The organism is Adlercreutzia sp. St.1H8, assembly GCF_059728655.1.
In genome coordinates this window covers 2,272,906-2,296,720 of record NZ_AP039376.1, presented here as the reverse complement: position 1 = coordinate 2,296,720, position 23,815 = coordinate 2,272,906, and the positions used below count along the sequence as shown (strand labels likewise).

The following is a 23,815-nucleotide window of genomic DNA, read 5'->3' as shown; positions in this document are numbered from 1 at the left end:
CCCCTCTAGCGTGCGACGGGCTCGGCATGGCGCGCCTCGCGGGTCTGGTTGTCTGCTGCCTCGCGGGCGTCCTTGGCCTTGTCGTCGAGGGAAGCCAGGAACTCGGCGCGGCCCTTGTCCACGGCCTCCTTGAGTGCCGCTGGCATCACCTTGACGATGTCCTTGACCTCCTTGCCGGTCTCGTCGACCACGGGCGTGCCGTCCGGGTTCATGAGACCCTTCTTCAGCCACACCTCGCGGTCTGCCAGAAGCGGCATGTCGCGGAAGTTCTCGCCCTTGAATCGGGAGGGGTTCACGAACATGGGGCTGAACTGGTAGTAGCTGACATCGACGCCGTCGATGACGGTGCCCTTGGGCAGGGTGACGGAGTGGAAGGTCTTCTCCTCGCCGGTCTTTCGGTCGGTGTAGGGGATGTCCTCGTGCACGAACTTGCGGTGCAGGGTCAAATACACGTTCTTCTTTGCGTTGTCTTCCATTGGGAAGCCTCCTTTTGCGTCTTGTGTTTCCGGGCCTGAAGTGGAATGCCCGCTTGCCTTCGGTGCTCAGGGTGCGTCAGCCCATAGGCACCACCTCCTCTCGAATCTCCCTTATCCCTAGAAGCCGCTCACGATGTCGCGCGCCCAGCTGCCGCTCTTCACGAGCGAGAGCACGAGCAGGATGCACATTGCGAGGTACTGGAGCGCGTAGGTGAGGCCGTTGGCGATGGCGTCAATCGGCGTTCCCGTGCCGGGGTTCACGGCGACGATGCTGCCGAGGATCACGGGGAAGCTGATGAGCAGGATCAAGATGATGAGCCCGGCCAGGCACACCGCCCCGAAGCTCTTGAGGTAGCCGATGCCGATCTGGCGCGTCTGGTCGAAGCCCAGGAACGCGAGGGGTATGGGCGAGAACGCTGCCATGATGTAGAGCTGTATCGCTCGCGCCCAGCACACGACCAAGGCCACGATGTAGGCGATGAGCACGACGAGCCAGCTGATGACCGCGACTACGAGGAGCGCCAGGAGGGCTGACAGATCGTCATCCCCCGTGACTATCGAGACGGCCGCCATGTTGAGCGCGCCTCCCGAGCCGAAGAGGTTCTCCACGCGGTCTATGGCGAGCCCCACCACCTCGTAGATCGCGGCCATGAGGTCGAACGAGTGCTGGATGAGGAACAGGAACACGGCGAAGAAGACGAGCAGGAACACGACCTCCTTCACTCCGGGCATCGCCTGGTTGCCGTCCATGCGCTGGGAGATCTCTATTAGCTTCAATGTGAACACGAGCCCGAGAACGCCGCAGCCTATCGGCACGATGGCAACCTGCCAGACGCCTCGCGCGATGTCGTACATGGACACGTCGCCCGCGCTCGTGAGCATCGTCTCGAAGGGGGCGGACAGCACGCCGTTCGCCCCGAGGGACTTCATGACGTCGGTCTGAGCGCCGAAGATCCAGTTGCACCAGTCGCGAAGTACCCCGCAGAGCCATGCGTTGATGTCGTCTGCGATGGAAGCCCATGCGAACTGGGTAGGGACGAGCAGTGCGCAGAGCACGGCGAGCGTGGATGCGAACGCCGGCAGGAACGCCCTGTTGGATGCGATTGACTTGACCTTTCCCATGCCCATCAGAGCACCTCTATGGTGCCGTCGGGCGCGCGCGTCACTGAGATGAGCGTGGATGCGCCGTCGTCTAGCGTGAACGTGGTGGTGGCGATGTTGCCCGCGAAGTCGATCCAGACCTCGGCGTCCCATACCGCGCGCTCGCATGCTGGAGAGACTGCGGCCGCGCGAAGCGACACGGCCGACTCGATGTCGGTGAGCTCGCAGCCGAGGGACTCGGCGAGCTTGCTCGTGACCCCGGAGAAGTAGAGGGAGCGCGCCCCCGCCTGGACCTGCTTGTAGGCATGGGAGAGCGCGTCGCACCTGATGACGGTGGTCCCTCCGGCTTCCTCGATGGTCGCTGTGACAGGGCTCGCCGCCTCGGTCATCGACTTGGATGCGAGCAGCACGGCGGAACCAGCGTCCTCGGAGTCGATCGTCCAGTAGGTCACGATCGTGTCCTCGCCGGACTTCTCCACGAACGCCCCGCTCACGATGGAGAGCGTCGATGTCGGGTCGTCCTCTGCGATCCAGGAGGTGCCGACGAGCGCCTCGAAGGCCGAGCCCTGCGCCTGCTCTGGCGCGGAAGCGCCGCCCTGCCCTTCCGGCTCGCTGAAATCGGGGGAGCGCTGCTCCTGGGATTGCTGTTGCTGCGGCGCGTCCTCGGGCGCTGGGCCGTCCGCGCTCGCGAGCGAGCAGCGCGCCACGCCCGAGCCCACGAGCAGGACGAGCGCCCCTGCGGCGATTGCCGCCATGATCTTGTTCTTCCTTGACATGTTCTTCCTTCCTATCTGATCTTGACCGCGCTCGTGAAGTAGCTCGCCCCTGTGGCTATGCAGCAGACGGCACCGGAGTGCGGCTCGTGGATGTAGCGGTCGTCCCCGATGTAGATGGCGACATGCCCCGGACGCCACAAGATGTCGCCAGGAGATGCCTCGGACACGGGAACCTTGCGGCCCGCGCGCGCCTGGTCCTCGGAGTTGCGCGGGATGGAGATGCCCGCCTTCGAGTAGCAGTACTGGGTGAGTCCCGAGCAGTCGAGCCCGACGCCCGGCGTGGTGCCGCCCCACACATAGGGGACTCCGAGCTGGCTGTAGGCGGCCTGGACGATGGCATCCGACGAGAACGCGCCAGATTCGAGGTCGGAGACCGTCATGGAGTCGAACCTGCGAAGCCCGTAGGTGTCCATGGCGGACTTCAGCGAGTCCACGTAGGCCGACGAGGTGGCCCATCCGGCGTCCTTGAGCCCCTCGGCCATCTTGTCGGAGGACTTCTCGGATATCGCCTGCTTGATGAGCGCGTTGTTCTTGTAGTGCGATGCCTGGAGGAACACGCGGCTGCGAAAGCGGATGCATTCCACGTCGCCCTTGAAGACCGTGAAGTACGCGGTGATGGTGGTGAAGGTCCCCGGTATGTACTCCTCCTTCGTGGACCAGCCCGACTTGCCAGCGACCTCGGGTGCGGACGCGAACGATGACGCCCACTTCATGCCGAAGAGGTTGTGGTCGCGCGTCGCGAGCTGGCTCATGGTCTCGCCCTGTCCGGACTCGCAGATGATCTGGGCGATGGTGCAGCCAGCGGGGTGCCCGTACTCCTCCTGGCAGCGGACGGCCTCCTCCACCATCTCGTAGGTGATGTAGGGCGGGAGACCCTCCATGGAGCGCTTCTTGTCCTCGGCGTCCCAGAACCCGAAGAGCGCCGAGATCACCTGGCCGATGACGAGCGCCACTAGCACGAAGGCGATGATCCCGCAGAGCACGCCTCCGCCTGCTGCGAGCCCGCTGCCCCCGACGGCACCGGCCACGGTGGTCGTGCCCGAGGATGCGGCGGTCTTGGCGGCGGCTCCGGCGGCGGCCTTCGAAGCTCCCTGGGCGCCCGCCGCCCTTGCTGCCGTTCCCTTGGCGGCCGTGCCCTTGGCAGAGCCCGCCGCGCTCGTCGCCTTGGCTGATTTGGCTGTGCCTACCGTCCTGCCGCATGCGGCGTCGGTCGCCTTGCGGGACCTGATGGCGGAGGAGATGCGCTTGGCGGTCCGTCCCGCGTCGTATGCGCCCTGGGTGCCTTCGAGCTCGTCGGCGTCGTCGAGCTCCGATACCGCCCGTGCGGCGAGCACCTGGCGCGTCTTCAGGGCCTTTCCTCCCTCGGGGGAGGATTCGGCATCGGTGTGGACGCCCTCGGCTGATGAGGACTCAGGGAAGGTGTCGGACGCGCGGTCGGCCACCTGCTGATGGCGTCTCTTGGCCTTGCGGCCCTTGCGAGCCGCCCTGACGCCGAGGGCGTCTTGCGTCTCTGCCAGTACGGAGAGCTTCTGGGAGCGGTCGTCCTTGACGATCCCCGCGCTCACGGCGTCCACCTTGTCGCGCGTGACGACCTCCGTCATGGACTCGGTCTCCTTGTCCAGCTTGCTGGGGTCCATCACTTATCGCCCTTCTTGGAGTTGTCCTCGAAGGCGCGCGCCCGCTTGAGCTGCGCGATCTCCTCGGGCTTGGTGTTCCAGAGGTCGTAGAGCGATCCCTTGGGGAAGTCGTCGCGGATGGGCACGCGAGCGCCGCCCGCGACGAGCAGTCCCTCACCGGCCTTGATCGACTCGTCGATGTACTCGCGCTCGGCACCGGAGAGCGTGAGCATCTCCGCCCATGCCGCGAGGTCCTGGGACGCCTGCTTGTGCAACAGCATGAAGTCGGAGTTGAGCACCATGGTGCGAGCGCGCTCGTGGGTGAGCATGTGGGAGGTGTTCTGAGAGATGCCGGTGCAGATGAGGTTGAACTTGCGGCCCTCCGCCCAGAACTTAGCGAAGTATTCGATGATCGTGGGATGCCCGAACAGCGACTGCACCTCGTCGATATAGAGCCAGGTGGTGACCCCTCGGTCGTAGTTGGCGTACATGCGGTTTCGCACGGCCTCAAGCGCCGTGAGCATTCCGAACACGCGCATGTTGGTGGAGAGGTCGTGCAGGTCGATGTTGGTGATGCGGTTGTCGAAGCCGATGTTGGACTGGCGGTTGAAGAAGGAGAGAGCGCCAGTGACGTAGCGCTCGTAGCGAAGAGCGATGTCCCTCGCCTCGGTCTCGGGCTGGTCCTTCAGGATCTCGTGGAAGTCGGAGAGCGTCGGCGTCCCGCCCGCGTCCGCGTAGCGGGCGTATGCCGCCTCGACGCAGCGGGTGATGATCGACTTATCTGCCTCGGGGAGCCCCTCGGAGCTCTCCGCCATCATAGCGGAGGAGAGCGCCAGGAAGGCGTCTATCTTGAACGCGAGCTGCGCTGCGTCCGCCTTGCCCTCGACGTCTGTGAGGTCGAAGGGGTTGAGGGAGGTGTCAGCGTCCGGCGCGAGCCTCACGTTCACGCCTCCCAGCGCCTCGATGAGGTTTCCGTACTCGCCTGCGGGGTCGAAGATGATGATCTCGTCGGTGGGGTACGCGAGCACGGTGTTGGTGATCTCTCGCTTGACCGAGAACGACTTACCCGAGCCGGGCTTGCCGCAGACGAATCCCATGGGGCTCGCGAGCTTCTTGCGGTTGCAGATGACGAGGTTGCCGGACTGCTTGGACTGCCCGTAGTAGCCGCCGCCCTCCTGGTTGAGCTCAAGCGATGCGAAGGGCATCTGCATCGCGATCTGGCCCGTGGTGAGGTAGCGCGTCACGTCGATGTGGTTCGCGCCGAGCGGCAGCACCGAGTTCAGCGCCTGGCGCTGGCGGTAGTAGAGCGGCTCGATGCCGAGCGAGTTGCCCTGCCCGATGGAGATGATCTGCGCCACCTGGCGCTCTAGCTGCTCGATGCTCTCGGCATAGGTGTAGATGAGGCCGGTGTAGGTGAAGAGCCTCTCGTTCTTGTTGCGCAGGAAGTCAAGCAGCTCCTCGGCCTCCTCCTTTGAGTAGCGAAGTTCCGGCGGCAGTATCGTGTAGTCGTAGCCCTTCTTCATGGCCGACATCTGCTCATCGATGATCTCCTTGTCCATCCAGTCGAGCTGGCGCTTGACGAGCGCGAGCGCGTCGGACTGGGCGATGGGCCCGATGTGCAGGTTCACCGACAGCGGCATCGGAAGATCGATGATGTTGGCGAGGTAGTGGTCCTCAAGCATCGAGCCGAACGTGCGGATCGAGAGGACGCAGCCATAGGTCTCGTCCACGCGGAAGATGTCCGATCGCCCCTCCGGCTTGAAGTCGATGAGCGCGGGGGCTATGAGGTCCTTCGTGCGCGTGCTCGACTGCGGGCTCACCTGGTCCCAGGAGAACGTGAAGGGGGCCTTCGGGCGCAGCTGCGATTGCAGTGCGGCAAGGCGCTCGCTCCCGTCGAGCGCGTGCGCCTCGCAGCGGATGCGGGAGAGCGTGTCGATCACGTCGCCCTTGATGCGGGAGAGCTTCGGCACGGCGTCGTACACGTCGTCCGCGCCCACCATGTAGGTGAGGTAGCGGTGGCGCGTGAGGTTCGATACGCCCTCGCGCATCTTGTCGTTCAGGATCCTGTTGTACTCCTTGGCGTAGAGGGCCGTGTCATCGCTCTCGGTCGAGAAGAAGCGCTTGCGTCCGATCTCCTCCTCGGGGATGGGGACGTTGGCGATGGTGAGCTGCACGCACGAATCGGCCCCGAAGTAGTTGTATAGCGACGAGAGCACGGTGAAGATGTTCTGCTGGCTCTCGCGCCTGGCCGACTGGTAGCTGATGTCGGAGAACTCGACGGTTTGGGAGAAGAGGCCTGTCTCCACCTGGGCGATGCCGTCCTTGTAGATGGCGTTGTAGCCGATGTAGGCGGCGATGTCTCGCGCCTGGGCGCGCTGCTTCTGCTGGGCCTTTACCTTCTCCTCGTGCTCCTTCTTCGATCTGTCGGCGTTGGTGGTCTTTCCGAAGAGCAGCCCGAGGGCGCACTTCCTCTTGCCTGGTCCCTCGGGCCTATTCTTGCTGTTCTTTCGATGGCTCATGGGCCTCCGCTCCTTTGCGCTTGGCCAGTCTCCTGGCCCGTCTCTTCGGTTTGCCCCTCGAAGGTCCCGTCACGCCCGGGGCGGCGGGACTCGTGTAGAGGAGCCTCTGGTCTTTAAGTAGGTGGTCTGCCAAAAGGGGTGCGAACTTCTCGGCGCGCATGCCGAAGGGCCGCCAGAAACCGGCGAGCCAGAACGGTATGGACGCGCACATGACGGGGAGGGCGGCGTTGGACACCTCGATGCCGAGCAGGAAGTGGCATGCTGCCGCGACGGCTATCGCGCTCCCGAACCCGCCTGCCACGCAGACGAGCGTGCGGAACGACAGTTTGCCGACGATCTTCTCCTCGTATTCGCCTATGTCCTTTTGGATGGGGATCTGCAAAGACATGGCGCGCCTCCTCTTAGGAGGGCAGCCAGGACGTGTCTAGCATCCCGAAGTAGACCGCGGCAGCGATGATGATCGCGCCGCCTGCAATGGTTGAGATGGCGGAGGCGATTTGAGAGCCTCCCTGCTGCTCGCGGATCGCGAGACCGAGCGAGACAGCTCCCCATACGACCAGGAAGCCGCCGAGGAAGGTCACGCAGCCCGAAACCAGGCTGATGATGTTGGCTAACATATTCATGTCCTTTGCGTCTTGTTTTGCCGGAGCTCCCGCTGGCGTGGAATGCGGGGCTGCCGTGCGGTGATAGAATTGACCACGCGAAGGGCGCATAGCGCTCCTTTGCGTCTTGTTGGGCTGCGGCGGCGGCAGGTGCGTGGAATCACCCGCCGCCCTTGAAGACATTGGCGTGTCTGTCGCAGCCTCCGCCCTACTCTTCCAAGAGCATCCCCTCCAACCTCTGCCTGTATCTTTTGAAGTCGAAGATCCCGCGCCCGTCCGCAGCGTCGAGGCTTGAGCGCCTCGGGTGGCGCGCGAGCGGGTACTTCTTGTCCTTGAAGGCCTGGGCTCCGTTGATGAGCACGAGCGCCTCGTCGCGGGGCATCCTCGATACCTCGGACGCCTGCATGAGGTCGCGCTCGATGAGGTTGTAGTTGTGCGTGTAGGTGGGGTTGGCTCCACGTGAGTCGTTCACCGACACGCTCGATACCGTCTGCTTGCCGATCATGTCGGCGATCTTCTGGTTGGTGTCGGCCGACTTGCCGCCGAGGTAGAGCAGCGTGTCGCAGGCGTTCATGATGGTCGCGGCGTTGTTCTCGCCATAGTTCTCGTCGAGCTGGAAGAGCGACTGCAAGATCATGGACACGGCGATGTTGCGGCTTCGGGTCACGGTGATCATGCGCTCGAAGTCCGGTATCACCCCGATGTTGGCGAACTCGTCGAATACGAAGTGCACGCAGCGCGGAAGCCTTCCGGCGAAGCGGGAGAGCGCCACCTCGCAGAGCGAGTTCAGCGACTGCTGCATGAGGAGCGCGAAGACGAAGTCGAAGGTCGAGTCGGTGTCCGACATCGAGGCGAAGAGCGACACCCTGCGGTTAGGGTCTCCCATGTGGTCGAGCTCCATCTCGTCGTAGGCCAAAAGCTCCCTCATCTCCACGATGTCGAAGGGCTTCATGCGCACGTTGCAGGAGATCATGATCGACTTGAGCGTCTTTCCCGCAGCCACCTTGAACTGCTTGTAGCTCGATAGCGCGAAGTCGTCCTCGGGGCGGATCGGGGCCGCGACCTTCACCCACTCGTAGTCGCCAGAGCCGTTGTCGAACTCTCGCGTGGAGGGGTCGTAGCAGGAGGGAGCGGGCTTCTTCACCAGCCTCTCGCCAGTCTCAAGCTCGTTGAAGAGCATGTCGAGCGGGCTCATGTAGTCCTCGTCGTCCTCGCGGGCGTCCGCGAGCGCGAGCAGGGAAAGCAGCCCCGGGACCGTGCGGTCCTCCTCGGGGCAGTGGAGCAGAAGGTAGGAGACGAGCGCCGTGTAGAGCAGCTTCTCCGCGTTCTCCCAGAAGGGGTCGCCCGTGTGCTCCTTGTCGCCGGTGGTGTTGCGTATGAGGCACTCCACGAAGCGCAGCGTCTCGGCCTCGCCGTGGATGTAGGCGACGGGGTTGTAGTGCAGCGACCGTGAGAAGTCGATGGTGTCGAACGCCTTGATCTCGTATCCCATGTCGGAGAGCACCCATCCCATGTCGTGGATGAGCGTCCCCTTTGGATCCGTTATGAAGAAGTTCGCGTTTGCCTGGAGGAGATTGGGCTTCACGAAGTAGCGGGTCTTGCCCGTTCCCGGGCCTCCGATGACCATCACGTTGTTGTTGGTCTCTGTCCTCTGGTCGTGCGCTTCGTCGATCAGGCGGATCGAGGCGCGCTCGGTGAGGAGGATGTTGTTGTCGGCGTCTTTAGCGTCCGAGTACGCCTTCATCTCCTTGGGCGTCGCCCAGCGGGCAGAGCCATGCTCCTCGCCCTTGCGGTAGCGGCCGCGCCGCTCCCACCAGCGCACCCACACGAGCCAGACCGCGCACGCGCAGGCGGCTCCCACCGAGAGCGGGAGCGCGTCCAAGAAGAACATGTTTCCTGTCTGGATCTGGGAGAGGATTAGGGCGAGCATGTCGCTCTCGACGTCACCTGCCTGGAGCAGGCATCCCACCGTGACGTCTCCCATGACGAACGCCGCGACGGACAGCGCGGCGATGAGTATCAGCTCCGACCTCATCGGGCCTTCACCTCGACGCGCTCCATCTGGCGCGTTGCCTCCTTCGACTCGTGCGCTGCCGCAGAAGCCGCCTTGGCGGCCTCGGCCTTCTGCTCTAGCGGCTCGGCGTCGCGCTGCTCGGAAAGGTCGTGCTCGTGTTGCTCGATGGCCTGCTCGGCAGCCTTGTCGACGTCCTTCTCAAGGTTGGCGAAGACCTCGTCGACCTCGGGTGCGGCGGCAACCCGGAACACGAGGTGGTCGTGGCCGTCGACGCTGACGAAGTCGTGCTCGATGGCGGCGTCGTTGAGCTTCTCGTCGATGATCTCCTTCAGGGTGGCGTAGTCGGGAAGCTCCTCGAACTCGGACATGTTGAGGCGCGCGAACTCGCGCGCTCCGCCCCCTTGGGCCTGCCCCTCTTCGCCCATCTGCCCCCGGACGTTGCGGATGGCGTTGCGCAGCCGCTCGGCCGACGCCCTGATCGCGTCCTGCCCGGCGTCCTGCCCCATGCGGAGCATCCAGTCGAATAGCTTCTCCCCGGACTCGTCCCCGAAATCGCTTGCCATGTCTCCTCCTCGTTTCTCTCTCTATCGAACGGACGCGTCGCGCTCCTCGGCGGCGCGCTCTGCGCGGTGCTGGTTCTCGGATGCGCGGAGCGCCTCCTGGACCTTGACCGCGAGGCTCGGCTCCATGCGCTCTGATTTGTAGCGGTCCGCCTCGCCGATCTGGGCCTTCACTATGTCCAGGAGCGTCATGCCCTCTTGGAGCTGGTCGACCATGTAGTCCTCCGACGGTGCGTTCACGGTCAGCAGCTTGCCCTCGTAGTTCTGGGCGATGTGGATGCGGAAGTCGCAGTTGCGTGCGGCGACCCACCCGTCGTCGAGGTACGGGAAGGCGTTGCCGACCCACTGCATGTCGTTTTTGGGAGGGAGGTAGTCGAGCCGCTCGCACTCCTCGACGGTGGCGATGCGCATGCCCGCCACGTATCGGGTGAGCTCGGAGATGTCTCCGGCGATGCGCCCGAAGCTGATCGACTCGAAGTCGTGCCAGGTGCCGTCGTCGGCCTTCTTGAGCGTCCACCACTCGTCGCCGCCGTTAACCTGCTGGATGAAGGCGACGTCACCGTAGACGACTCCCTGGCGGATGCCCCAGTTGCCCTGCTTGAAGAAGTCCTGGAGGTCCTGCATCGTGAAGCAGCGGTCGAACTCGTAGGGGTACTCCTCCATCCAGGGGTCGTCCTGCCAGTCGAAGCCGCCCCTCTTGAGCCAGCCGTTCTCCTGGCACTTCGCCTCAAGGGACTCCTGCTCCTCGGGCGTGACCGGTGCCATGTTGAACATCGAGACCTCCTAATGGGTCGTTGTGCGTGTAAAGGCAGCGACGGGAGCGCCGCTGCCCGTTTCCCTATCCGTTGCGTTTCGGCTGCCCGCGCAGCCCGTCGCCTCGACGAATTAAATGACCGTTTCTGAGATCGTTGAGGCGGCGTTTCCCGACTTGGTGCATCTAGGTCTCGCTAAGTCCCGCCTCCACCAAGTACACACTTTTCCGTCTCGGCAATGTGACCAACCTGCACGTCTCCTTGAGTCGCTCGGTGATGGCGACGGCGCTCTCGCGCTCTCCGGCGCGCGACATCCTGCGGCAGAGCTCGTCTGGGGTGTACTGGGAGGTGATGATCGTGGGCTTCATTGCCTCGTAGCGGTCGTTGATGATCTGGAAGAGCGTGGTCATCACCCAGGAGTTCGCGTTCTCTTTGCCGAGGTCGTCGATGATGAGCACGTCGCAGGAGGAGAACCTTGCGGCTCCCGCCTTGGCGTCCCCGTCGAAGCTCGCCTTGACGTCGTCGAGCATCGCGATCGAGGTGGTGAGCACGGTCCTGTAGCCGGACGCCACGAAGGCCTTGGCGAGGGCGGACGCGCTGTGGCTCTTCCCGGCGCGGGAGGGGCCTGTGATGTAGAGGCCGACGGAGGGCTCGTCGTTGAACGAGTTGAGGTATCGGGCGAGCTGGGGCCGCTCGACCTCCGCTCCCAGGAAGCGCTTCTTGATCCCGCTCCTGGCATAGGCCTGCTCAAGCTCGCGTGCGGCCCTTTCCTCCTGTTCCTTGCGCGCGAGCTCCTCGGCTTGTCGCGCGCCGTCGCACGTGCAGGACACGCAGCTGATCCATAGCAGGTGCCCTTCTCGCCCCTCGATGCACAGCGGCTCCATCGGCTCCCCGCAGTACTCGCAGTGCTTGGGCTCCGGGTCGGTGAACTCGAATCCTGCCTCCCGTGCCTGTTCTGCCGTCATGAACGGGCTCATGCTCTTGTTCGCCATATCGGCTCCTTTTCTTTCAATCGAGTTTGCTTTCAGATTTACTTTTAAGGTGCCAACTTGGCACCCGTTCGCCGGACACCCCGTCACCCGTTGCCGCCGTTTCGCCCGACAGGCTGTCAGGGGGTGGCAACTTGTCGGGGGTAGCGCAGGGAAACTCCCTGGCCACGTGATCGGACAGCGTATAGGCGCGCGTGCTCACGCCATCGAGGGGCGCGTCGGGATCGAGGTCAACGAGGACCCCTCTCTCAACCAGGGAGCCGATCGCCCGCGTGACAGAGCGCTCGGAGATGCCGAGATAGCTGGCCGTTCCGGCGCGGCTCTCGTAGAAGGTGCCACCGTTCTTGCAGAACCCGTATGCGCGCGCGAACACGAGCAGCTCGACTCCCTTCAGGTCGAGCGCCCTCCACATGAAGGGGTGCACGACGAGGAAGGAGTCGGGCCCCCTCGGGGCACCGGCTTTCGATCTGCTCTTGGGCATGGCGCTACCTGTCGCTTGCGAGGACGTAGTTTCGCTGCACCCATGCGATGAGCTCCTTGCGCAGGACGATCGAGGTTCTCTTGAAGCCCTTGAGCCTGCGGAGGGGGAACGGGTCGTCGGCTCTTTTCGCGAGCTCGTAGACCCTAGTCTTCGAGATGCACAGGAGCGCGGCCGCCTCCTGCACGCTGTAGAAGTCCTGCACGGCTACCTTCTGGGGCTTTACGCTGTCTATCTTTGGATTGGACATGTCAGTTTTCCTGTTCTCACTCTGAACAGTGGAGGTGTTCCGACAGTCTCTACCGCGCCCTCGATGAGCGTTCGTCAAGGAGACGCTCATAGCTTTCTGGCCTGATTCTGACGAGGCGTCCGATGTGAACCGCCTCAAGATCGCCCTCGCGAACCATCTTGTATACCATCGCGTCGGAAACGCTCAGCCTCTGCGCGATGTCCTTTGGGGTGAGAAGTCCGACCGGCTCGGGCTTTTGCTCCTCATTTGCGTGTTCCATGTCTCGCTCAATGCTTCTGAAGTCTTGTGGCATATGCGGCCTCCTGGTCTTGACTGAGAGCGTTCTCGGGCTGCCCAGCCTCTGGACTGTACCGGGGATGTTTGCACCTGCCCCATGGCTTCGCAAACGAGAATTCCCGAGTTAGTCCCGCTAAGTCCCGCTCTGACAAAACCTTCACATCTGAAGGAGGCGCCGTCGTCGCACCAATCCTGCTCGATTAACAAAAAAGCCCCGACTCTCGTCGAGGCTGAAGCGGGTGGATATGGGCGGTGACTTTATCGGCGCGGCATGGCCCGTGGCTCGATCGGCCAGACGCCTCGGCGTATCAGGCTTGGTATCCGATATGCGTTTCTCATCTTGGCAATCACTTTCAAACGGTCTGTATTCCCCCGGGTCTGACGACTCCTTGAGGGGAGCGGGATCGGCGCTCCTGCGCCAACTACAGGGTACCCCAGCAGGGGTGCGAAAATGAGCATACGTGGGACATGCTGACGTATTGTTATTGCTCGAATACGTGCTCTCTCCCGAGGACGGACTCTCAGTTCGGCCTGTCCGACAGTTTACAGGAGCGGGAGGTCATGTTGCCGTACTTCACGGTGAAGATGTCGTACGCGTTCTTGGGCATGGGTTCTCCTAATCCGTCATGCTCATTATCAAGATTATGCGAGCTTGTAGATGTGCTTCCATGGGACATGGATGAAATCACGGGTCGATGCAGAAATTGTATCGCTACGAGGATTCGACTTCGTTTTTTGCGAAGAAATACCAGTTCAGACATACGTGGACAATTTGTCCACGTTGATCTACCCGCGCTCCGCTTGCATCCCACGCGAGAAACTCCACAATCTGTTCGATTGACGGCAGGTGCGAAAAGTCGGTGTATATTAAATCCGTTTATCGAACAAATGTTCCTAATTTATAACGGAGGTGAAAATGCGCGACAGAGCGATGCTGCACATCGACATGAACGCCTTCTACGCGTCCGTCGCGCAGCACCTCGACCCGAGCCTGCGCGGCAAGCCCGTGGTCGTCGCGGGCGACCCGGAGAAGCGCAGTGGCATCATCCTCGCCAAGTCCAGGCAGGCTAAGGCGGCGGGAGTTAAGACGGCAGACGCGATCTGGCAGGCGAAGCAGAAGTGCCCCGGCCTCATCATCGTGCCGCCGGACTACGCCGCCTACAAGCGCTACTCGAAGCTCGCGCGGCTGCTCTACTACGAGTACGCCAACCAGGTGGAGCCGTTCGGGCTCGACGAGTCCTGGATAGACGTGACCGGGTCCCTTCACCTCCTCGGGGGCGACCCGATGCTCATCGCACAGGAGATCTCCGAGCGCGTTAAGGAGGAGCTCGGGCTCACGGTCTCCGTCGGCGTCTCCTGGAACAAGGTTTTCGCCAAGCTCGGCAGCGACACCGACCCAGGCGACGGCATCATCGAGATCACAAGGGACAACTACAAGGATCTCGCGTGGCCCATGCCCGCCTCCGAGATGATCTATGTGGGACCTGCCACCATGAGGAAGCTCCATGCGGCGGGCTCCGAGACCATAGGCGACCTCGCCCAAGCAGGCGACTACTTCCTGAAGAACCGCTTCGGCAAGATAGGCTTCATGCTGCGCTCCTTCGCGCGCGGCGAGGACATGAGCCCCGTGCGCGTGATGGACCCTAAGCGTGCAGACGTGGACTACGTCATCAAGGGCATCGGCAACGGGCTCACCGCGCCTCGCGACCTGGTTTGCGAGGCCGACGTCAAGGCGCTCGTCTGGCTGCTCTCCGAGTCCGTGTCCCAGCGCCTGCGCGAGTCCCTCTTCCGGTGCGGGACGATCGCGGTGGGAGTTTGTGCCCACGACTTCACCGGCTACTCGCGCCAGCGCACCCTGCGCGTGCCGACATGCCTCGCGAGCGACATAGCGAACATGGCCATGGAGCTGATCCGCGAGAACCAGCCGCTCGACGAGTGCCATGCGATCCGAGCCATCCATGTGAGGACCTCCAACCTCGTGACCATGAGGGAGCCGCTCCAGGTCGACCTCTTCGGGGACGCCGAGGAGGTCCTGAAGCGCGAGAGGCTAGACCTCGCCGTAGACGAGCTGCGCCGCAGGTTCGGGAACAAGTGCGTGCACCGCGCAGTTGAGCTCACCGACGAGGTGATGGGCACCCTCGATATCAAGCGCGACAACACCGTCCACCCCATCGGGTTCCTGAGGTAGGAGGGAGCCATGGTCCAGGGCATCAACGGAAGGGTGAAGCGCTGCGTCAGCGTGACGATGCGGGTCGACGAGGACGGGCGCATCCGGCCGCTTTCCATCCAGTGGTACGACGGCAGGACCTACCCGATCGACCAGGTCTACTCCGTTTGCCGCCGTTCGTCCAAGCGGGTCGGGGGCGACGGGCTATGCTACACGGTCAGCATCGGGGGCTCGAAGAAGCAGCTGTACTACGAGGATCCGCGCTGGTTCGTTGAGGAGATCGTGGCGGACGACGTTCCCGCCTGAAGCTCGCTTTACTCGAAATAACGCCAGTTCAGGCCTACGTGGACAATTTGTCCACGTGGTTCCCCATGCCTTCTCCGGCATCGATGGCGCGTTTCCCTATGACCTCCTGGCGCATGCACCGCCCTGCCCCGCCTCCAGTCCAGTCACTCTCGCATGGAACCCGGCGCACGCCGCAAGGCGCGGACATCCTGCGCAAAACCCGCACAAGCTCAGGCTGCTCGCACCCGAGCTGGTGCAGGTTGCGGCCTTAAGGCCTTTGCGAAGATGCCGCTTTCCTCCTTGCGGCTTGCCGGAACCGCATGCCGTCTCCTGGCCACGAGGCGGTCGCACAGGGCGGCCGCCGCACCGAAAGGGAGGACATCAAGATGGGAAACCGAGCCGTCATCACCACGCCGGAAAAGGTCCTGGCGCTCTACCTTCACTGGAACGGAGGACGCGATACGGTCGAGCCGCTCCTAAAGTACTGCGAGCTTCAGGGGTACCGTCCCCCGAGCACCGACTCCTACGGATGGGCGCGAATGGCCCAAGTAGTGGGCAACTTCTTCGGAGGCTCCCTCAGTCTCGGCATCGACCGCTTCGACCGACTCGGCGACCAGGGCGACAACGGCGTCTACGTCATCGACGGATGGAAGATCGTCGACCGCATCGAGCTCGACTACGACGAGGACTGGAACCCGGTCGGTTGGAAGCAGATCGACCCGTCCCGCGAGGAGTCCTACCACGACTTCGACGAGATGCTCCACGCCTTCGACGCCGCGATGCCCGAGGCCTTGAGGCTCGGTGCCTTCCTCGACGCCGAGGAAATCCCGGTCTCTGGGGTGCGCGTCGGCGACAAGGTCTGGATGCGCGAGTACGAGAACGGCTACAAGCTCTTCGAGGTCGCAGGCTTCGGCGACGGAAGGCGCAACGGACAGGACATGACCGGCGTGCCCTGCGTCAAGCGCTACGGCCACGACGGCGATTGGTCCTGGAACATCAACAACTACGTGCGCGAGGACACCTGCCGTATAGCCCCTAGAAGCTAGCATCCACGGCCGTCGGCTCTCACGAGTCGGCGGCCTCCAGAACTTCGAACATCGCAAGGAAAGGAACGCATCATGGGATACAGAAGCGAAGTCAGGATAGCCACCACCCGCGACGGTTACGACCTCATGTGCGACCGCATCGACTTCATCAGCTCGGGTCTTAACAGTCTTCCGCTCATGGGTAGCAATCGCCGACCGGGCTTCTTCAAGGAGGAGGGAGGATGCGTCGTGTTCGGCTGGGACGGCATCGATTGGTGCGTCGGTCTCTTCTGCGACGTTACCAACGTGGAAGAGGCGCTCGGCGAGCTCGACGAGCAGGGGATCCCCTACGAGTTCTGCCGCATAGGCGAGGGCTGGGACGACGTCGAGTTCCGCACGAACGGCGACAATGAGGACCTCTCGATCCACGTCGAGCCCTCCGTCGCCATAGAGGTCTTCTGACCTCTATGGCACGTCTCAGTCTATCTTATGGATTATGCCTCTTGCTGCGCTGATCGCGTTCAGGACTCTCGGGAATCCTACATACGGGATGAGCTGTACGAAGGTCTCGATGACCTGTTCTACCGTCAACCCTGCGTTTCGCGCACCGCGTAGTGCACCTTCAGCTGAGGCTCGCAGGCTCCCTGCGTACAAAGGCTCGCGATGGTAGCGAGCTCACGGTCGCGTAGGGAGAGGCCCTCGCGCGCATAGATGTCTCCGAAAGCGAACTCGATGATGTACCTGCCGACATCGGGTGCGATATCTTTCAGTGAATCTACCACCTGTGCTCCGCCCTCTCCATCGACCCGCTGTAGGAGCTCCAAGCCCCTCTCGTAGCGCTCGTTCATGTGCTTTCCTTCCTCTTGATCCGAATATGTGAGCTAGATGCTAGAATCTGAACCATGGTTGAGGTCAAGGAGGATCTTTTGAAGATCGGGGATTTCTCGAAGCGAACTGGACTTCCCGTGAGCACCCTGCACTTCTACGAGCGCAAAGGGCTTATCTCGCCAGAGAGGAACGCATCTGGCCATAGAGAATACGACGAGGCTGACCTTGCCTGGATCGCCTTCATCGAGCGTCTGAAGGAAACCGGGATGCCGCTTGCGCAGATCAAGCGATATGCGGACTTGCGTGCAAAGGGTGATTCAACGCTCGAAGAGCGGATGGCCATGCTGGTCAGCCATCGGGAGAGCGTCATCGCCACGATTTCCAAATGGCAGGAGAACCTCGACCATCTTGATAAGAAGATAGAGTTCTACGAGCATGAGATCAAGAGCAGTTGCAAATGAGCCTTAACAAGTACATAGCAAAGCAGTTCGCCAATCCACGGGGAACAGGCGGACGTATCGTGATGGCCGTCATGAATCGTCAGAACGCGCAGATGTACGAAGTGACCGAGAGGCTTCTTCGTCCTCAGGCTGGCGACACCGTCCTCGACATAGGTTGCGGCAACGGTGTCATGATGGGGAGGGTCGCTCGCAGGTGCGATTGCCGCCTGATCGGTACGGATATCTCTGGCGATGTCCTGAAGTCCGCCAAGCACAGACTGAAAGGTAAGAACGTCGAGCTTCTCTGCTGCCCCGTGGATGATATGCCGATTGAAAACGCAACGGTCGACAAGGCTCTGACCATTAACACGTTGTACTTCTGGGAGGACCTGGCTTCGGGCTTCGTTGAAATCGCCCGCGTGCTCAAGCCCGGCGGCCTCTTTATCGGCACCCATTACACGAACCAGTCCCTCGAATCCTATTCGCATACCCAGTTCGGTTATAGGATGCGCGCAGAGAGTGAGATCCTCTCGGCAGCGCAGAATGCGGACTTTGCGGTTGAGGTCCAAACCATTATGGGCGGGAAAGCGTATTGTGTCGTATGCAGGAGGCAGTCATGAGCGAAGAGCTGCGATTCACTGATAGAGACGAGTTTAGACACTGGCTGAGCGAGAACGCCGTATCCGACGAAGGCGTCTGGCTCATCTTCGGCAAAGCGGGAGGGCCTGAGACCCTCAAGGCGTCCGAGGCGCTTGAGGAGGCGCTCTGCTACGGCTGGATCGATGGGCAGATGCAGAAGATAGACGACGTATCCTATCGCAAGTACTTCTCTCAGCGTAGGCCCAACAGCAAATGGTCCGAGAAGAACAAGAAGATCGTCGCAGATCTTGAGAAACGTGGGCTTATGACCGAGCATGGTCGTGTGAAGATCGAGGAGGCGAAATCGAATGGTCAATGGGAAGCCCCGAAGCCTCCCAGTATCACCGAAGAGGACATCGGGCGGGTCGCGCAGATTCTTGAGCCCTACGAGACGGCGCACGCGAACTTCCTCGGCATGTCGCCTTCGGTGAGAAAGACCTACACAAAGGCATACCTGGATGCCAAGACCGATGCCGGTCGAGAGAAGCGACTCGCTTGGATGGTGGACAGGCTCAACCAGAACCTCAAACCGATGTAAAACGGCAAGGAACGCCAGTTCAGGCCTGCGTGGACAATTTGTCCACGCAACTTTTCGTCTCCCTGATTCTGCCGTACTCGGCAGACGTCCGCGCTTCCCGCAAGTGCTTTTTCACCCTTGTGGGAAAATGTTCCTACAACAGCGCGCGAGCGAGGATGCGCTGGGAGAGGTTGGCGAAGAAGCAAGTGCCAGACATCAGATGCAAGAAGTTCTCGGACATCCTGAAAGCCAAGTCCGACCACTATCCGTACTCAGACAGATATATCGCTGAGGTTCACGACTCAAAGGACAAGACCAGCCGAACCGAGCGCGAGCACATGGTCGAGTGGTTCAAGTCCAACGAGACGAAGGGCTTCGGATCGTATTCGCGGCAGGCGCCGAACCAAAGCGCGCGCCGCTGCTACAACAGCCTCATGAACGCAGCCTCCATTCTCTGGATCGCAGAGGCAGTGGGGATTGACGAGCTCACGGTGCGACGCGCATACGAGGCTGCTGTAGCTGCCGGTGACTATCGCCGCGCATGCGGGGCAATCCGCAAGATCATCACGTGGGACATGATCTATGCGCTTGCATAAGACATGTCAAGGATTCGCGCTTTTTATTGCGTGGTTCAATGGCATTTGCGCCACAGTTTGCGGTCTCCTGATGGCATTGAGCGCCGTCGCGGAATTGCCGCTTTCTTGGAACGTCCTCATGCCCGTTTCGATCTTGAATCCGTTGCCCATCCCAACCTTTATGAAGGAAGGTTTCCTCTGGGCGGGTGTTGCGCTTGTGATCGTGAACGGAGTTCCGAATATATGCGCCGTCGTTGAACGGCTAAGAAAGAAAGAGAAAAGCTTCTGTTTTTGGGGCCTTGTTGCCGGTTGCGTCCTGGTGCTTTGGACGACATTTGAGCTGGCCTTCATACCCAACGTCATCTCGGTCGCCTATCTGGTTCTAGGTATCGCCCAGCTGTACTCGAACCTATTGCTCAGGAGAGATGCTGCCAGCGTTGTCGATTGAGCAAAACTGAGTTTTATCTCCAGGTCAGGGCCACTGCGCCAGTTTGGCGCAGTGGTGGTTTCCTCAAGCACACTTGCGTGTTTCTCTTTGCTTGTATATAGGGTGTCGAATAATTCTCAGGCGCTTTTAGCCTACGAGGCTCAGGAGGTGGCTGCGAATGGGTTGCTGGACTAAGGGCGAAGGATCTATTAAGCCAAGACTAGCCGTCAAATAAAACGTGTAGTATCCCAGCTTTCAGGCCATCAAGTATGGACTTCGCTCAAAAATGAGTGAACTCAATCTGAACTCACTTTGAACTCAGGGTTTCGCGTTTCTGCTGGTCAGGAATTTACTCACAAGGTCTGTTTTTATTCCTGAACTATTCCCGTCGCGTAAATTTTCGGAGGTTCGAGATGACGAGCCTGAAATCCTGAACTCAAAACATGCCCAGATACAATAAAATCCCAGTTCAGAGAACTAGGATTTGCTTCTTAGATTTATTCCAGGCTCTAAGCCCTTTTCGCCTTCTTTGAAGTGAGTTCAAAACGATACTGAAATCAGTGAGCAAGGATTGGACGATGAAGCACGAGACGGAAACAACAGTGCCCATAAAACAAGAAAACCCACTTGACACAATCGAGTGGGAGTAAGCCGATAGGGCTTTGACCTGCACTTTTGAGTGCCGCACTGTGCCTCTGAGTTTCGTTTCGTACGAGAGTTACGGCAAAGCCACCAGCGACATTGGTGAGTAAATCCGATTATCGAGCCTCCGTTCCCGTGTTGGGACGGGGGCTTTTTCTTCGCCTTTTTACTCCCTTTCACCTGCGATTTCGCTATTTACTCCCCGTGTTTCAAGACAGCAAGGCATTGGGCGGTATTCGGAGGAATGGGAGTAAGGATTTATCCCAAGTGAGTGGACGCGCTGTTTTTGTCCCCGAGGGCGAAACGTGGCCGTTTCGGGGTCCGTGAAACTCAAATCGAACTCAACGGGCTTTTCGGCGGTCTACGTATGGCGTTTTCCCAGATGGTTAACGGGGAGTAAAGAATCTCGCCATCTCAATGGAAACGGGAGTAATCAGGGGAAATGCCGCGGTGTACTGCCGTGTGCCGCCGTGTAAGCCACCGCGTCGTTTACTCCCCAGGTGCGCCGAAAATGCCTTTGCATGCAATGGGGAGTAAAAACTCAGCATACTCAGGTGCGAGCGGCGCTCACCGCCTAGCTTGGCGTCCTGATTCGGTTGCGTTGATTGCGAAATGCGGAGAGCCGCTACAGCGAGGCTTTCCAGTCCTCGTACTCGTCGACGTCGATCTCGCCGTTCTCGACCTGCGCGCGCTTCTCTGCCCACAGCTCGATAGCCATCGCGGTTTTGGGCGCGTGCGGCGCCTTGGGGTTCAGGGAAAGGCCCGTGCCGTCGGCTGCGGGAACGATGCCGAAGGAGTCCTCGAGCCGCACGAGCAGCGACATGAGGTCGTCCGCGGTCTCGACGCCGTAATCCTTGAGGGCGTTGACGGACACGCCGAGCGCGAAGGAGATGGATTCGAGCAGTTCGGGCTTGACGGCGCGGATGCCGCTCTCGTAGTGGCGCACGGCCCCCTCGGTCAAGCCGACGGTCTCGGCGAGCTGAGCCTGCGTCATGCCGCGCGACTTGCGGTACCGCCTTATGTTCTTGCCTACGGACATGCGCCCTCCTCCTGGAATTACGTACCAGCACATCTTATCAGCGTACGTAAATGTACGCAATTCTATTGACAGTACAGATATGTACGTTTACTCTCAATCTGTAAACCGTACGTATTCGTACGCTATTGATAGGAGGATCCATGGACGAGAAGGTAGCGAAGACGCCGAGGCCGCATATGCTGGACGCCGACGAGGTCGCGGAGCTGCTGAGGATCAAGAAAGGCAGCGCCTACGAGGTGATCAGGAGGATAAACGCCGAGCAGGAGGCGCGCGGTTATCCGCGGTCGCGTCCGGAGCGACGTCTTCGACGCCCTGTACTTCCCGGAGGTGGACTGACATGCCCGTGTACAAGGAGGACAGTAACGGCACGTTCTACGTGCAGTGCTGCTACCGAGACGCCCGAGGCTCGAAGCGCCACAAGACGAAGCGCGGCTTCTCCTCTGAGGTGGAGGCCGCCATGTGGGAGGGCCAGTTCAAGAGCCTTAACGGCGGGGCCATGGACACGACGTTCTCCGAGTTCGTCGAGGTGTACGCCTCCGAGGTGAGGCCGCGCGTACGCGAGCACGCGTGGATCACCAAGGAGTACATCATCAACGACAAGCTCGTGCCGTTCTTCGGGGACATGCGCATGTGCGACGTGAGGCCGATCGACGTCATCAGGTGGCAGAACGAGCTCACCGAGCACCGGGACGCCGACGGGAAGCCCTGGGCGCCGACGTACCTGCGCACGGTGAACAACCAGCTCAACGCCATCTTCAACCACGCCGAGCGCTGCTACGGCCTCGCGGACAACCCAGTGCGCAGGATCGACAAGATTGGCTCGAAGAAGGGCGGCGAGATGCAGTTCTGGACCAAGGACGAGTACCTGAGGTTCAGTGAGGCCGTCATGGACAAGCCTCTCTCGTTCCACGCCTTCGAGCTGCTCTACTGGACGGGCATCCGCTGCAGCGAGCTCCTGGCGCTCACACCGTCCGACTTCATGCTGGAGGGCTCGCGGCTGCGCATCAACAAGTCGTACCAGAGCCTCCACGGCGTGGACACCGTGACCGACCCCAAGACGCCAAAGTCGGTGCGCACGATCGTCATGCCCGCCTTCCTGCGCGACGAGATGGCGGACTTCATCGAGATGCGCGACGACGTCGCCCTCGACGAGCGCCTGTTCGCCGTTACCAAGCACTTCCTGGCCCACGAGATGGAGCGAGGGTGCAAGGCATCGGGCGTGAAGCGCATCCGCATACACGACATGCGCCACAGCCATGTGAGCCTGCTGATCGAGATGGGCTTCTCTGCGCTGGCCATCGCCGAGCGCATGGGCCACGAGGCGGTGGACATCACCTACCGCTACGCGCACCTGTTCCCCACGAAGCAGGACGAGATGGCCGCCGCGCTCGACGGAGCAAGGGGGGGGGTAAGAAGGATGCCGTGCGAGAACAGCGCCCGCAAGCGCAGCAAGACGATGGCGTTTCGCTGCACGCCCGAGGAGCACAAGCTCATATGCGAGATGGCCGCCTGGAGCGGCATGACCAGGCAGGACTACATCATCGCCAAACTCACAGACACTCAGGTTGAGGTGAGACCCTCTGTGAGCGTGCAGAAGGCGCTGAAGGGCTCGACGGCGGAGTTGGCCAAGGAAGTACGACTGGCGGCCTCCCACGGCGAGCTGAACGAGTCTCTGCAGCAGAGAATCGAGCTCGTGATGAGGTTCTTCCTGGCGCTCAGCGAGGGGGCTGATGATTCGGTATCTGAATCGCTGCAGCAGGCCGCGTCTTTGGAAGAGCCGGCGGCGACCGCAATGAATACAGAATCCAACACCGCAAGCATCTTCGGAATGGGGCGCAGCTAACGTCTAAAGCTCCAGCTCGGCAATCAGCTTCTTCATGGCGAGGGCCCATTCGAGCTGCTCGGATATGAATCTCGGCCAGGCGGTCTCGTTGTTCTTAATCTTGCAGCCATCTTTGTAGAAGCGAAGCCCCGATGCCTTCTTGGCGTCGAAGGGCGTGGCCGCAAGGCCGAGACGTTCTTCGAACAAATCGGTATTGTCGATGGCCTTGCGACCGATTTCCTTGTCGTCGGGTACGTAGAACTCGATGCCGATTCTGCCGTGTTGCGTGTCTATAAGCAGCGCGATGTGGTAGGCAGACGTGCCGCAGCGCAACGTGGCCCAATGGTCTTTCGAGGGCTTCTGCGGGTTGAACGCCTTCAAAAACTCAGGCGACGCCTGGGCCGCCTCGCGATATTTGGTCCAGTACGATAGCTTGACGCGCTCGGTCTCGGAGAGGCCCTCGCTGAGCTTGATGGCCTTCGTCCACTCGTTAGGCTGCTCGACCACGTTGAAACGCGGAGCGGGCAGGGAGTCTCCGATGGACCACAGCTCTATCTCCACTAGGAAGAACCCGAAATCGCTATCGGTGTGCTGGTTGAGCCACTCAATGGCCTGACGGTGCTCGTCGCGTGCGCGTGCCACCACCCATATGACGACCTCAGCGCCCTTGCCGGCGGCGTAAGTGATTACCTTGCCTAGGTGGTCGTGGTTGGTGTCCTCGAGTTGGTTCTCGATGATCACCTTGCGTCCGGTGCCGACTTCCTGCGCATAGATGTCGACGTTGAACGAGCCCACTGCCGACTCGGTCTCTATAAGCTCGAGCTCAATGCCGACTGCCGAGCTCAGTATGGCAAGGTTGGGCTCCTCGGAGAGCCACTTGGTGAAGTCAAGCGCCTCGTGTGGCCATACGTCGCGCAGATCGACTTTCTTCAGCTTGTCGAGATTGTATTTCATTGCATTCCTATCAAATCGTTGGCTCACAAAGCGCCTCGTCCGCATC

Annotated in this window: 26 protein-coding genes and 2 pseudogenes; 11 read left to right on the top strand and 17 right to left on the bottom strand. The window is 61.3% G+C overall.

Annotated elements, in window-relative coordinates; all coding sequences use genetic code 11:
- Positions 1-5: 5 nt before the first annotated feature.
- From AC6I0Y_RS09080 to AC6I0Y_RS09015, 14 genes are all read right to left on the bottom strand, one after another.
- The gene (locus tag AC6I0Y_RS09080) at positions 6-476 is read right to left on the bottom strand and encodes a DNA gyrase (protein ID WP_278853308.1); all 471 of its coding nucleotides are present in this window, start codon (positions 474-476) and stop codon (positions 6-8) included.
- 117 nt (positions 477-593) lie between these two features.
- On the bottom strand, positions 594-1,604 hold the full coding sequence (locus tag AC6I0Y_RS09075; protein WP_497731140.1) for a VirB6/TrbL-like conjugal transfer protein, CD1112 family: 1,011 nt from the start codon (positions 1,602-1,604) through the stop codon (positions 594-596).
- On the bottom strand, positions 1,604-2,353 hold the full coding sequence (locus AC6I0Y_RS09070; RefSeq protein ID WP_497731137.1) for a hypothetical protein: 750 nt from the start codon (positions 2,351-2,353) through the stop codon (positions 1,604-1,606). The genes AC6I0Y_RS09075 and AC6I0Y_RS09070 overlap by 1 nt, the downstream gene beginning before the upstream one ends.
- Before the next feature lie 11 nt (positions 2,354-2,364).
- A complete protein-coding gene (locus AC6I0Y_RS09065; protein ID WP_497733666.1) occupies positions 2,365-3,990 on the bottom strand; it encodes an NlpC/P60 family protein in 1,626 nt (541 codons plus the stop codon).
- Positions 3,990-6,488: a VirB4-like conjugal transfer ATPase, CD1110 family gene (locus tag AC6I0Y_RS09060; RefSeq protein ID WP_497731134.1), complete on the bottom strand. Its 2,499-nt coding sequence runs from the start codon at positions 6,486-6,488 to the stop codon at positions 3,990-3,992. Before AC6I0Y_RS09060 ends, AC6I0Y_RS09065 begins: the two co-directional genes overlap by 1 nt.
- The gene (locus AC6I0Y_RS09055; protein WP_497731131.1) at positions 6,460-6,876 is read right to left on the bottom strand and encodes a PrgI family protein; all 417 of its coding nucleotides are present in this window, start codon (positions 6,874-6,876) and stop codon (positions 6,460-6,462) included. The genes AC6I0Y_RS09060 and AC6I0Y_RS09055 overlap by 29 nt, the downstream gene beginning before the upstream one ends.
- Positions 6,877-6,889: 13 nt before the next feature.
- Positions 6,890-7,105, bottom strand: coding sequence for a hypothetical protein (locus tag AC6I0Y_RS09050; protein WP_160325015.1), 216 nt, complete (start codon positions 7,103-7,105; stop codon positions 6,890-6,892).
- Between the two features lie 193 nt (positions 7,106-7,298).
- Entirely contained in the window at positions 7,299-9,125 is a 1,827-nt protein-coding gene (locus AC6I0Y_RS09045) for a VirD4-like conjugal transfer protein, CD1115 family (RefSeq protein ID WP_497731127.1), read from the bottom strand.
- A complete protein-coding gene (locus AC6I0Y_RS09040; RefSeq protein ID WP_497731124.1) occupies positions 9,122-9,667 on the bottom strand; it encodes a hypothetical protein in 546 nt (181 codons plus the stop codon). The genes AC6I0Y_RS09045 and AC6I0Y_RS09040 overlap by 4 nt, the downstream gene beginning before the upstream one ends.
- Before the next feature lie 21 nt (positions 9,668-9,688).
- Positions 9,689-10,438 (bottom strand): hypothetical protein, encoded by a 750-nt coding sequence (locus tag AC6I0Y_RS09035; RefSeq protein WP_497731121.1) that lies wholly within the window; start codon positions 10,436-10,438, stop codon positions 9,689-9,691.
- 163 nt (positions 10,439-10,601) lie between these two features.
- Entirely contained in the window at positions 10,602-11,408 is an 807-nt protein-coding gene (locus AC6I0Y_RS09030; RefSeq protein ID WP_497731118.1) for an ATP-binding protein, read from the bottom strand.
- A gap of 16 nt (positions 11,409-11,424) precedes the next feature.
- Positions 11,425-11,886 (bottom strand): hypothetical protein, encoded by a 462-nt coding sequence (locus tag AC6I0Y_RS09025; RefSeq protein WP_497731115.1) that lies wholly within the window; start codon positions 11,884-11,886, stop codon positions 11,425-11,427.
- A 4-nt stretch (positions 11,887-11,890) separates the two neighbouring features.
- Positions 11,891-12,133 carry a helix-turn-helix domain-containing protein gene (locus AC6I0Y_RS09020; RefSeq protein WP_278853287.1) on the bottom strand — a complete coding sequence of 81 codons (243 nt, stop codon included), beginning with the start codon at positions 12,131-12,133 and terminating at the stop codon, positions 11,891-11,893.
- A gap of 49 nt (positions 12,134-12,182) precedes the next feature.
- Positions 12,183-12,425 (bottom strand): helix-turn-helix domain-containing protein, encoded by a 243-nt coding sequence (locus AC6I0Y_RS09015; protein WP_278853285.1) that lies wholly within the window; start codon positions 12,423-12,425, stop codon positions 12,183-12,185.
- Between the two features lie 900 nt (positions 12,426-13,325).
- On the opposite strand from AC6I0Y_RS09015, the gene AC6I0Y_RS09010 reads away from it, so the two are divergent.
- From AC6I0Y_RS09010 to AC6I0Y_RS08995, 4 genes are all read left to right on the top strand, one after another.
- On the top strand, positions 13,326-14,597 hold the full coding sequence (locus tag AC6I0Y_RS09010) for a Y-family DNA polymerase (RefSeq protein WP_497731112.1): 1,272 nt from the start codon (positions 13,326-13,328) through the stop codon (positions 14,595-14,597).
- Between the two features lie 9 nt (positions 14,598-14,606).
- Positions 14,607-14,882 (top strand): hypothetical protein, encoded by a 276-nt coding sequence (locus AC6I0Y_RS09005; RefSeq protein ID WP_497731109.1) that lies wholly within the window; start codon positions 14,607-14,609, stop codon positions 14,880-14,882.
- A gap of 365 nt (positions 14,883-15,247) precedes the next feature.
- A complete protein-coding gene (locus AC6I0Y_RS09000; protein WP_497731107.1) occupies positions 15,248-15,907 on the top strand; it encodes a hypothetical protein in 660 nt (219 codons plus the stop codon).
- 72 nt (positions 15,908-15,979) lie between these two features.
- A complete protein-coding gene (locus AC6I0Y_RS08995) occupies positions 15,980-16,348 on the top strand; it encodes a Sip1-related alpha-galactosidase (RefSeq protein WP_497731104.1) in 369 nt (122 codons plus the stop codon).
- Positions 16,349-16,363: 15 nt separating this feature from the next.
- On the opposite strand, the pseudogene AC6I0Y_RS08990 reads toward AC6I0Y_RS08995, so the two are convergent.
- A pseudogene (locus tag AC6I0Y_RS08990) lies at positions 16,364-16,734 on the bottom strand (carboxymuconolactone decarboxylase family protein).
- A 54-nt stretch (positions 16,735-16,788) separates the two neighbouring features.
- Between AC6I0Y_RS08990 and AC6I0Y_RS08985 the strand changes: the two are divergent.
- The 5 genes from AC6I0Y_RS08985 to AC6I0Y_RS08965 all read left to right on the top strand — a co-directional run bounded on the left by AC6I0Y_RS08985 (position 16,789) and on the right by AC6I0Y_RS08965 (position 19,333).
- Entirely contained in the window at positions 16,789-17,175 is a 387-nt protein-coding gene (locus AC6I0Y_RS08985; RefSeq protein ID WP_278853277.1) for a MerR family transcriptional regulator, read from the top strand.
- On the top strand, positions 17,172-17,774 hold the full coding sequence (locus AC6I0Y_RS08980) for a class I SAM-dependent methyltransferase (RefSeq protein ID WP_497731101.1): 603 nt from the start codon (positions 17,172-17,174) through the stop codon (positions 17,772-17,774). The genes AC6I0Y_RS08985 and AC6I0Y_RS08980 overlap by 4 nt, the downstream gene beginning before the upstream one ends.
- Positions 17,771-18,331: a YdeI/OmpD-associated family protein gene (locus AC6I0Y_RS08975; protein WP_278853274.1), complete on the top strand. Its 561-nt coding sequence runs from the start codon at positions 17,771-17,773 to the stop codon at positions 18,329-18,331. The genes AC6I0Y_RS08980 and AC6I0Y_RS08975 overlap by 4 nt, the downstream gene beginning before the upstream one ends.
- Positions 18,332-18,516: 185 nt before the next feature.
- The gene (locus AC6I0Y_RS08970) at positions 18,517-18,906 is read left to right on the top strand and encodes a hypothetical protein (RefSeq protein WP_278853272.1); all 390 of its coding nucleotides are present in this window, start codon (positions 18,517-18,519) and stop codon (positions 18,904-18,906) included.
- On the top strand, positions 18,893-19,333 hold the full coding sequence (locus AC6I0Y_RS08965) for a hypothetical protein (RefSeq protein WP_497731097.1): 441 nt from the start codon (positions 18,893-18,895) through the stop codon (positions 19,331-19,333). The genes AC6I0Y_RS08970 and AC6I0Y_RS08965 overlap by 14 nt, the downstream gene beginning before the upstream one ends.
- 1,246 nt (positions 19,334-20,579) lie before the next feature.
- Here AC6I0Y_RS08965 and AC6I0Y_RS08960 read toward each other — a convergent pair.
- Positions 20,580-20,993 (bottom strand): helix-turn-helix domain-containing protein, encoded by a 414-nt coding sequence (locus AC6I0Y_RS08960; protein ID WP_497731095.1) that lies wholly within the window; start codon positions 20,991-20,993, stop codon positions 20,580-20,582.
- Positions 20,994-21,330: 337 nt separating this feature from the next.
- Between AC6I0Y_RS08960 and AC6I0Y_RS08955 the strand changes: the two are divergent.
- Positions 21,331-22,398: pseudogene (locus tag AC6I0Y_RS08955) on the top strand (site-specific integrase); the annotation flags it as partial.
- Positions 22,399-22,410: 12 nt separating this feature from the next.
- On the top strand, positions 22,411-22,836 hold the full coding sequence (locus AC6I0Y_RS08950) for a plasmid mobilization protein (protein ID WP_497733664.1): 426 nt from the start codon (positions 22,411-22,413) through the stop codon (positions 22,834-22,836).
- 3 nt (positions 22,837-22,839) lie between these two features.
- Here AC6I0Y_RS08950 and AC6I0Y_RS08945 read toward each other — a convergent pair whose 3' ends face one another.
- Positions 22,840-23,769 (bottom strand): DUF4268 domain-containing protein, encoded by a 930-nt coding sequence (locus tag AC6I0Y_RS08945; RefSeq protein WP_497731093.1) that lies wholly within the window; start codon positions 23,767-23,769, stop codon positions 22,840-22,842.
- Positions 23,770-23,815 lie beyond the last annotated feature (46 nt).

What these genes read in the sequence shown, in the direction of transcription:
- AC6I0Y_RS09080 (WP_278853308.1), bottom strand. Translation starts at nt 476, where the DNA reads ATGGAAGACAACGCAAAGAAGAACGTGTATTTGACCCTGCACCGCAAG.
- AC6I0Y_RS09010 (WP_497731112.1), top strand. Translation starts at nt 13,326, where the DNA reads ATGCGCGACAGAGCGATGCTGCACATCGACATGAACGCCTTCTACGCG.
- AC6I0Y_RS09000 (WP_497731107.1), top strand. Translation starts at nt 15,248, where the DNA reads ATGGGAAACCGAGCCGTCATCACCACGCCGGAAAAGGTCCTGGCGCTC.
- AC6I0Y_RS08960 (WP_497731095.1), bottom strand. Translation starts at nt 20,993, where the DNA reads ATGTCCGTAGGCAAGAACATAAGGCGGTACCGCAAGTCGCGCGGCATG.
- AC6I0Y_RS09035 (WP_497731121.1), bottom strand. Translation starts at nt 10,438, where the DNA reads ATGTTCAACATGGCACCGGTCACGCCCGAGGAGCAGGAGTCCCTTGAG.
- AC6I0Y_RS09055 (WP_497731131.1), bottom strand. Translation starts at nt 6,876, where the DNA reads ATGTCTTTGCAGATCCCCATCCAAAAGGACATAGGCGAATACGAGGAG.
- AC6I0Y_RS09015 (WP_278853285.1), bottom strand. Translation starts at nt 12,425, where the DNA reads ATGCCACAAGACTTCAGAAGCATTGAGCGAGACATGGAACACGCAAAT.
- AC6I0Y_RS08995 (WP_497731104.1), top strand. Translation starts at nt 15,980, where the DNA reads ATGGGATACAGAAGCGAAGTCAGGATAGCCACCACCCGCGACGGTTAC.
- AC6I0Y_RS08985 (WP_278853277.1), top strand. Translation starts at nt 16,789, where the DNA reads ATGGTTGAGGTCAAGGAGGATCTTTTGAAGATCGGGGATTTCTCGAAG.
- AC6I0Y_RS09070 (WP_497731137.1), bottom strand. Translation starts at nt 2,353, where the DNA reads ATGTCAAGGAAGAACAAGATCATGGCGGCAATCGCCGCAGGGGCGCTC.
- AC6I0Y_RS08950 (WP_497733664.1), top strand. Translation starts at nt 22,411, where the DNA reads ATGCCGTGCGAGAACAGCGCCCGCAAGCGCAGCAAGACGATGGCGTTT.
- AC6I0Y_RS09045 (WP_497731127.1), bottom strand. Translation starts at nt 9,125, where the DNA reads ATGAGGTCGGAGCTGATACTCATCGCCGCGCTGTCCGTCGCGGCGTTC.
- AC6I0Y_RS09050 (WP_160325015.1), bottom strand. Translation starts at nt 7,105, where the DNA reads ATGTTAGCCAACATCATCAGCCTGGTTTCGGGCTGCGTGACCTTCCTC.
- AC6I0Y_RS08980 (WP_497731101.1), top strand. Translation starts at nt 17,172, where the DNA reads ATGAGCCTTAACAAGTACATAGCAAAGCAGTTCGCCAATCCACGGGGA.
- AC6I0Y_RS08965 (WP_497731097.1), top strand. Translation starts at nt 18,893, where the DNA reads ATGCGCTTGCATAAGACATGTCAAGGATTCGCGCTTTTTATTGCGTGG.
- AC6I0Y_RS09020 (WP_278853287.1), bottom strand. Translation starts at nt 12,133, where the DNA reads ATGTCCAATCCAAAGATAGACAGCGTAAAGCCCCAGAAGGTAGCCGTG.
- AC6I0Y_RS09040 (WP_497731124.1), bottom strand. Translation starts at nt 9,667, where the DNA reads ATGGCAAGCGATTTCGGGGACGAGTCCGGGGAGAAGCTATTCGACTGG.
- AC6I0Y_RS08945 (WP_497731093.1), bottom strand. Translation starts at nt 23,769, where the DNA reads ATGAAATACAATCTCGACAAGCTGAAGAAAGTCGATCTGCGCGACGTA.
- AC6I0Y_RS09065 (WP_497733666.1), bottom strand. Translation starts at nt 3,990, where the DNA reads ATGGACCCCAGCAAGCTGGACAAGGAGACCGAGTCCATGACGGAGGTC.
- AC6I0Y_RS09075 (WP_497731140.1), bottom strand. Translation starts at nt 1,604, where the DNA reads ATGGGCATGGGAAAGGTCAAGTCAATCGCATCCAACAGGGCGTTCCTG.
- AC6I0Y_RS09030 (WP_497731118.1), bottom strand. Translation starts at nt 11,408, where the DNA reads ATGGCGAACAAGAGCATGAGCCCGTTCATGACGGCAGAACAGGCACGG.
- AC6I0Y_RS09005 (WP_497731109.1), top strand. Translation starts at nt 14,607, where the DNA reads ATGGTCCAGGGCATCAACGGAAGGGTGAAGCGCTGCGTCAGCGTGACG.
- AC6I0Y_RS08975 (WP_278853274.1), top strand. Translation starts at nt 17,771, where the DNA reads ATGAGCGAAGAGCTGCGATTCACTGATAGAGACGAGTTTAGACACTGG.
- AC6I0Y_RS09025 (WP_497731115.1), bottom strand. Translation starts at nt 11,886, where the DNA reads ATGCCCAAGAGCAGATCGAAAGCCGGTGCCCCGAGGGGGCCCGACTCC.
- AC6I0Y_RS09060 (WP_497731134.1), bottom strand. Translation starts at nt 6,488, where the DNA reads ATGAGCCATCGAAAGAACAGCAAGAATAGGCCCGAGGGACCAGGCAAG.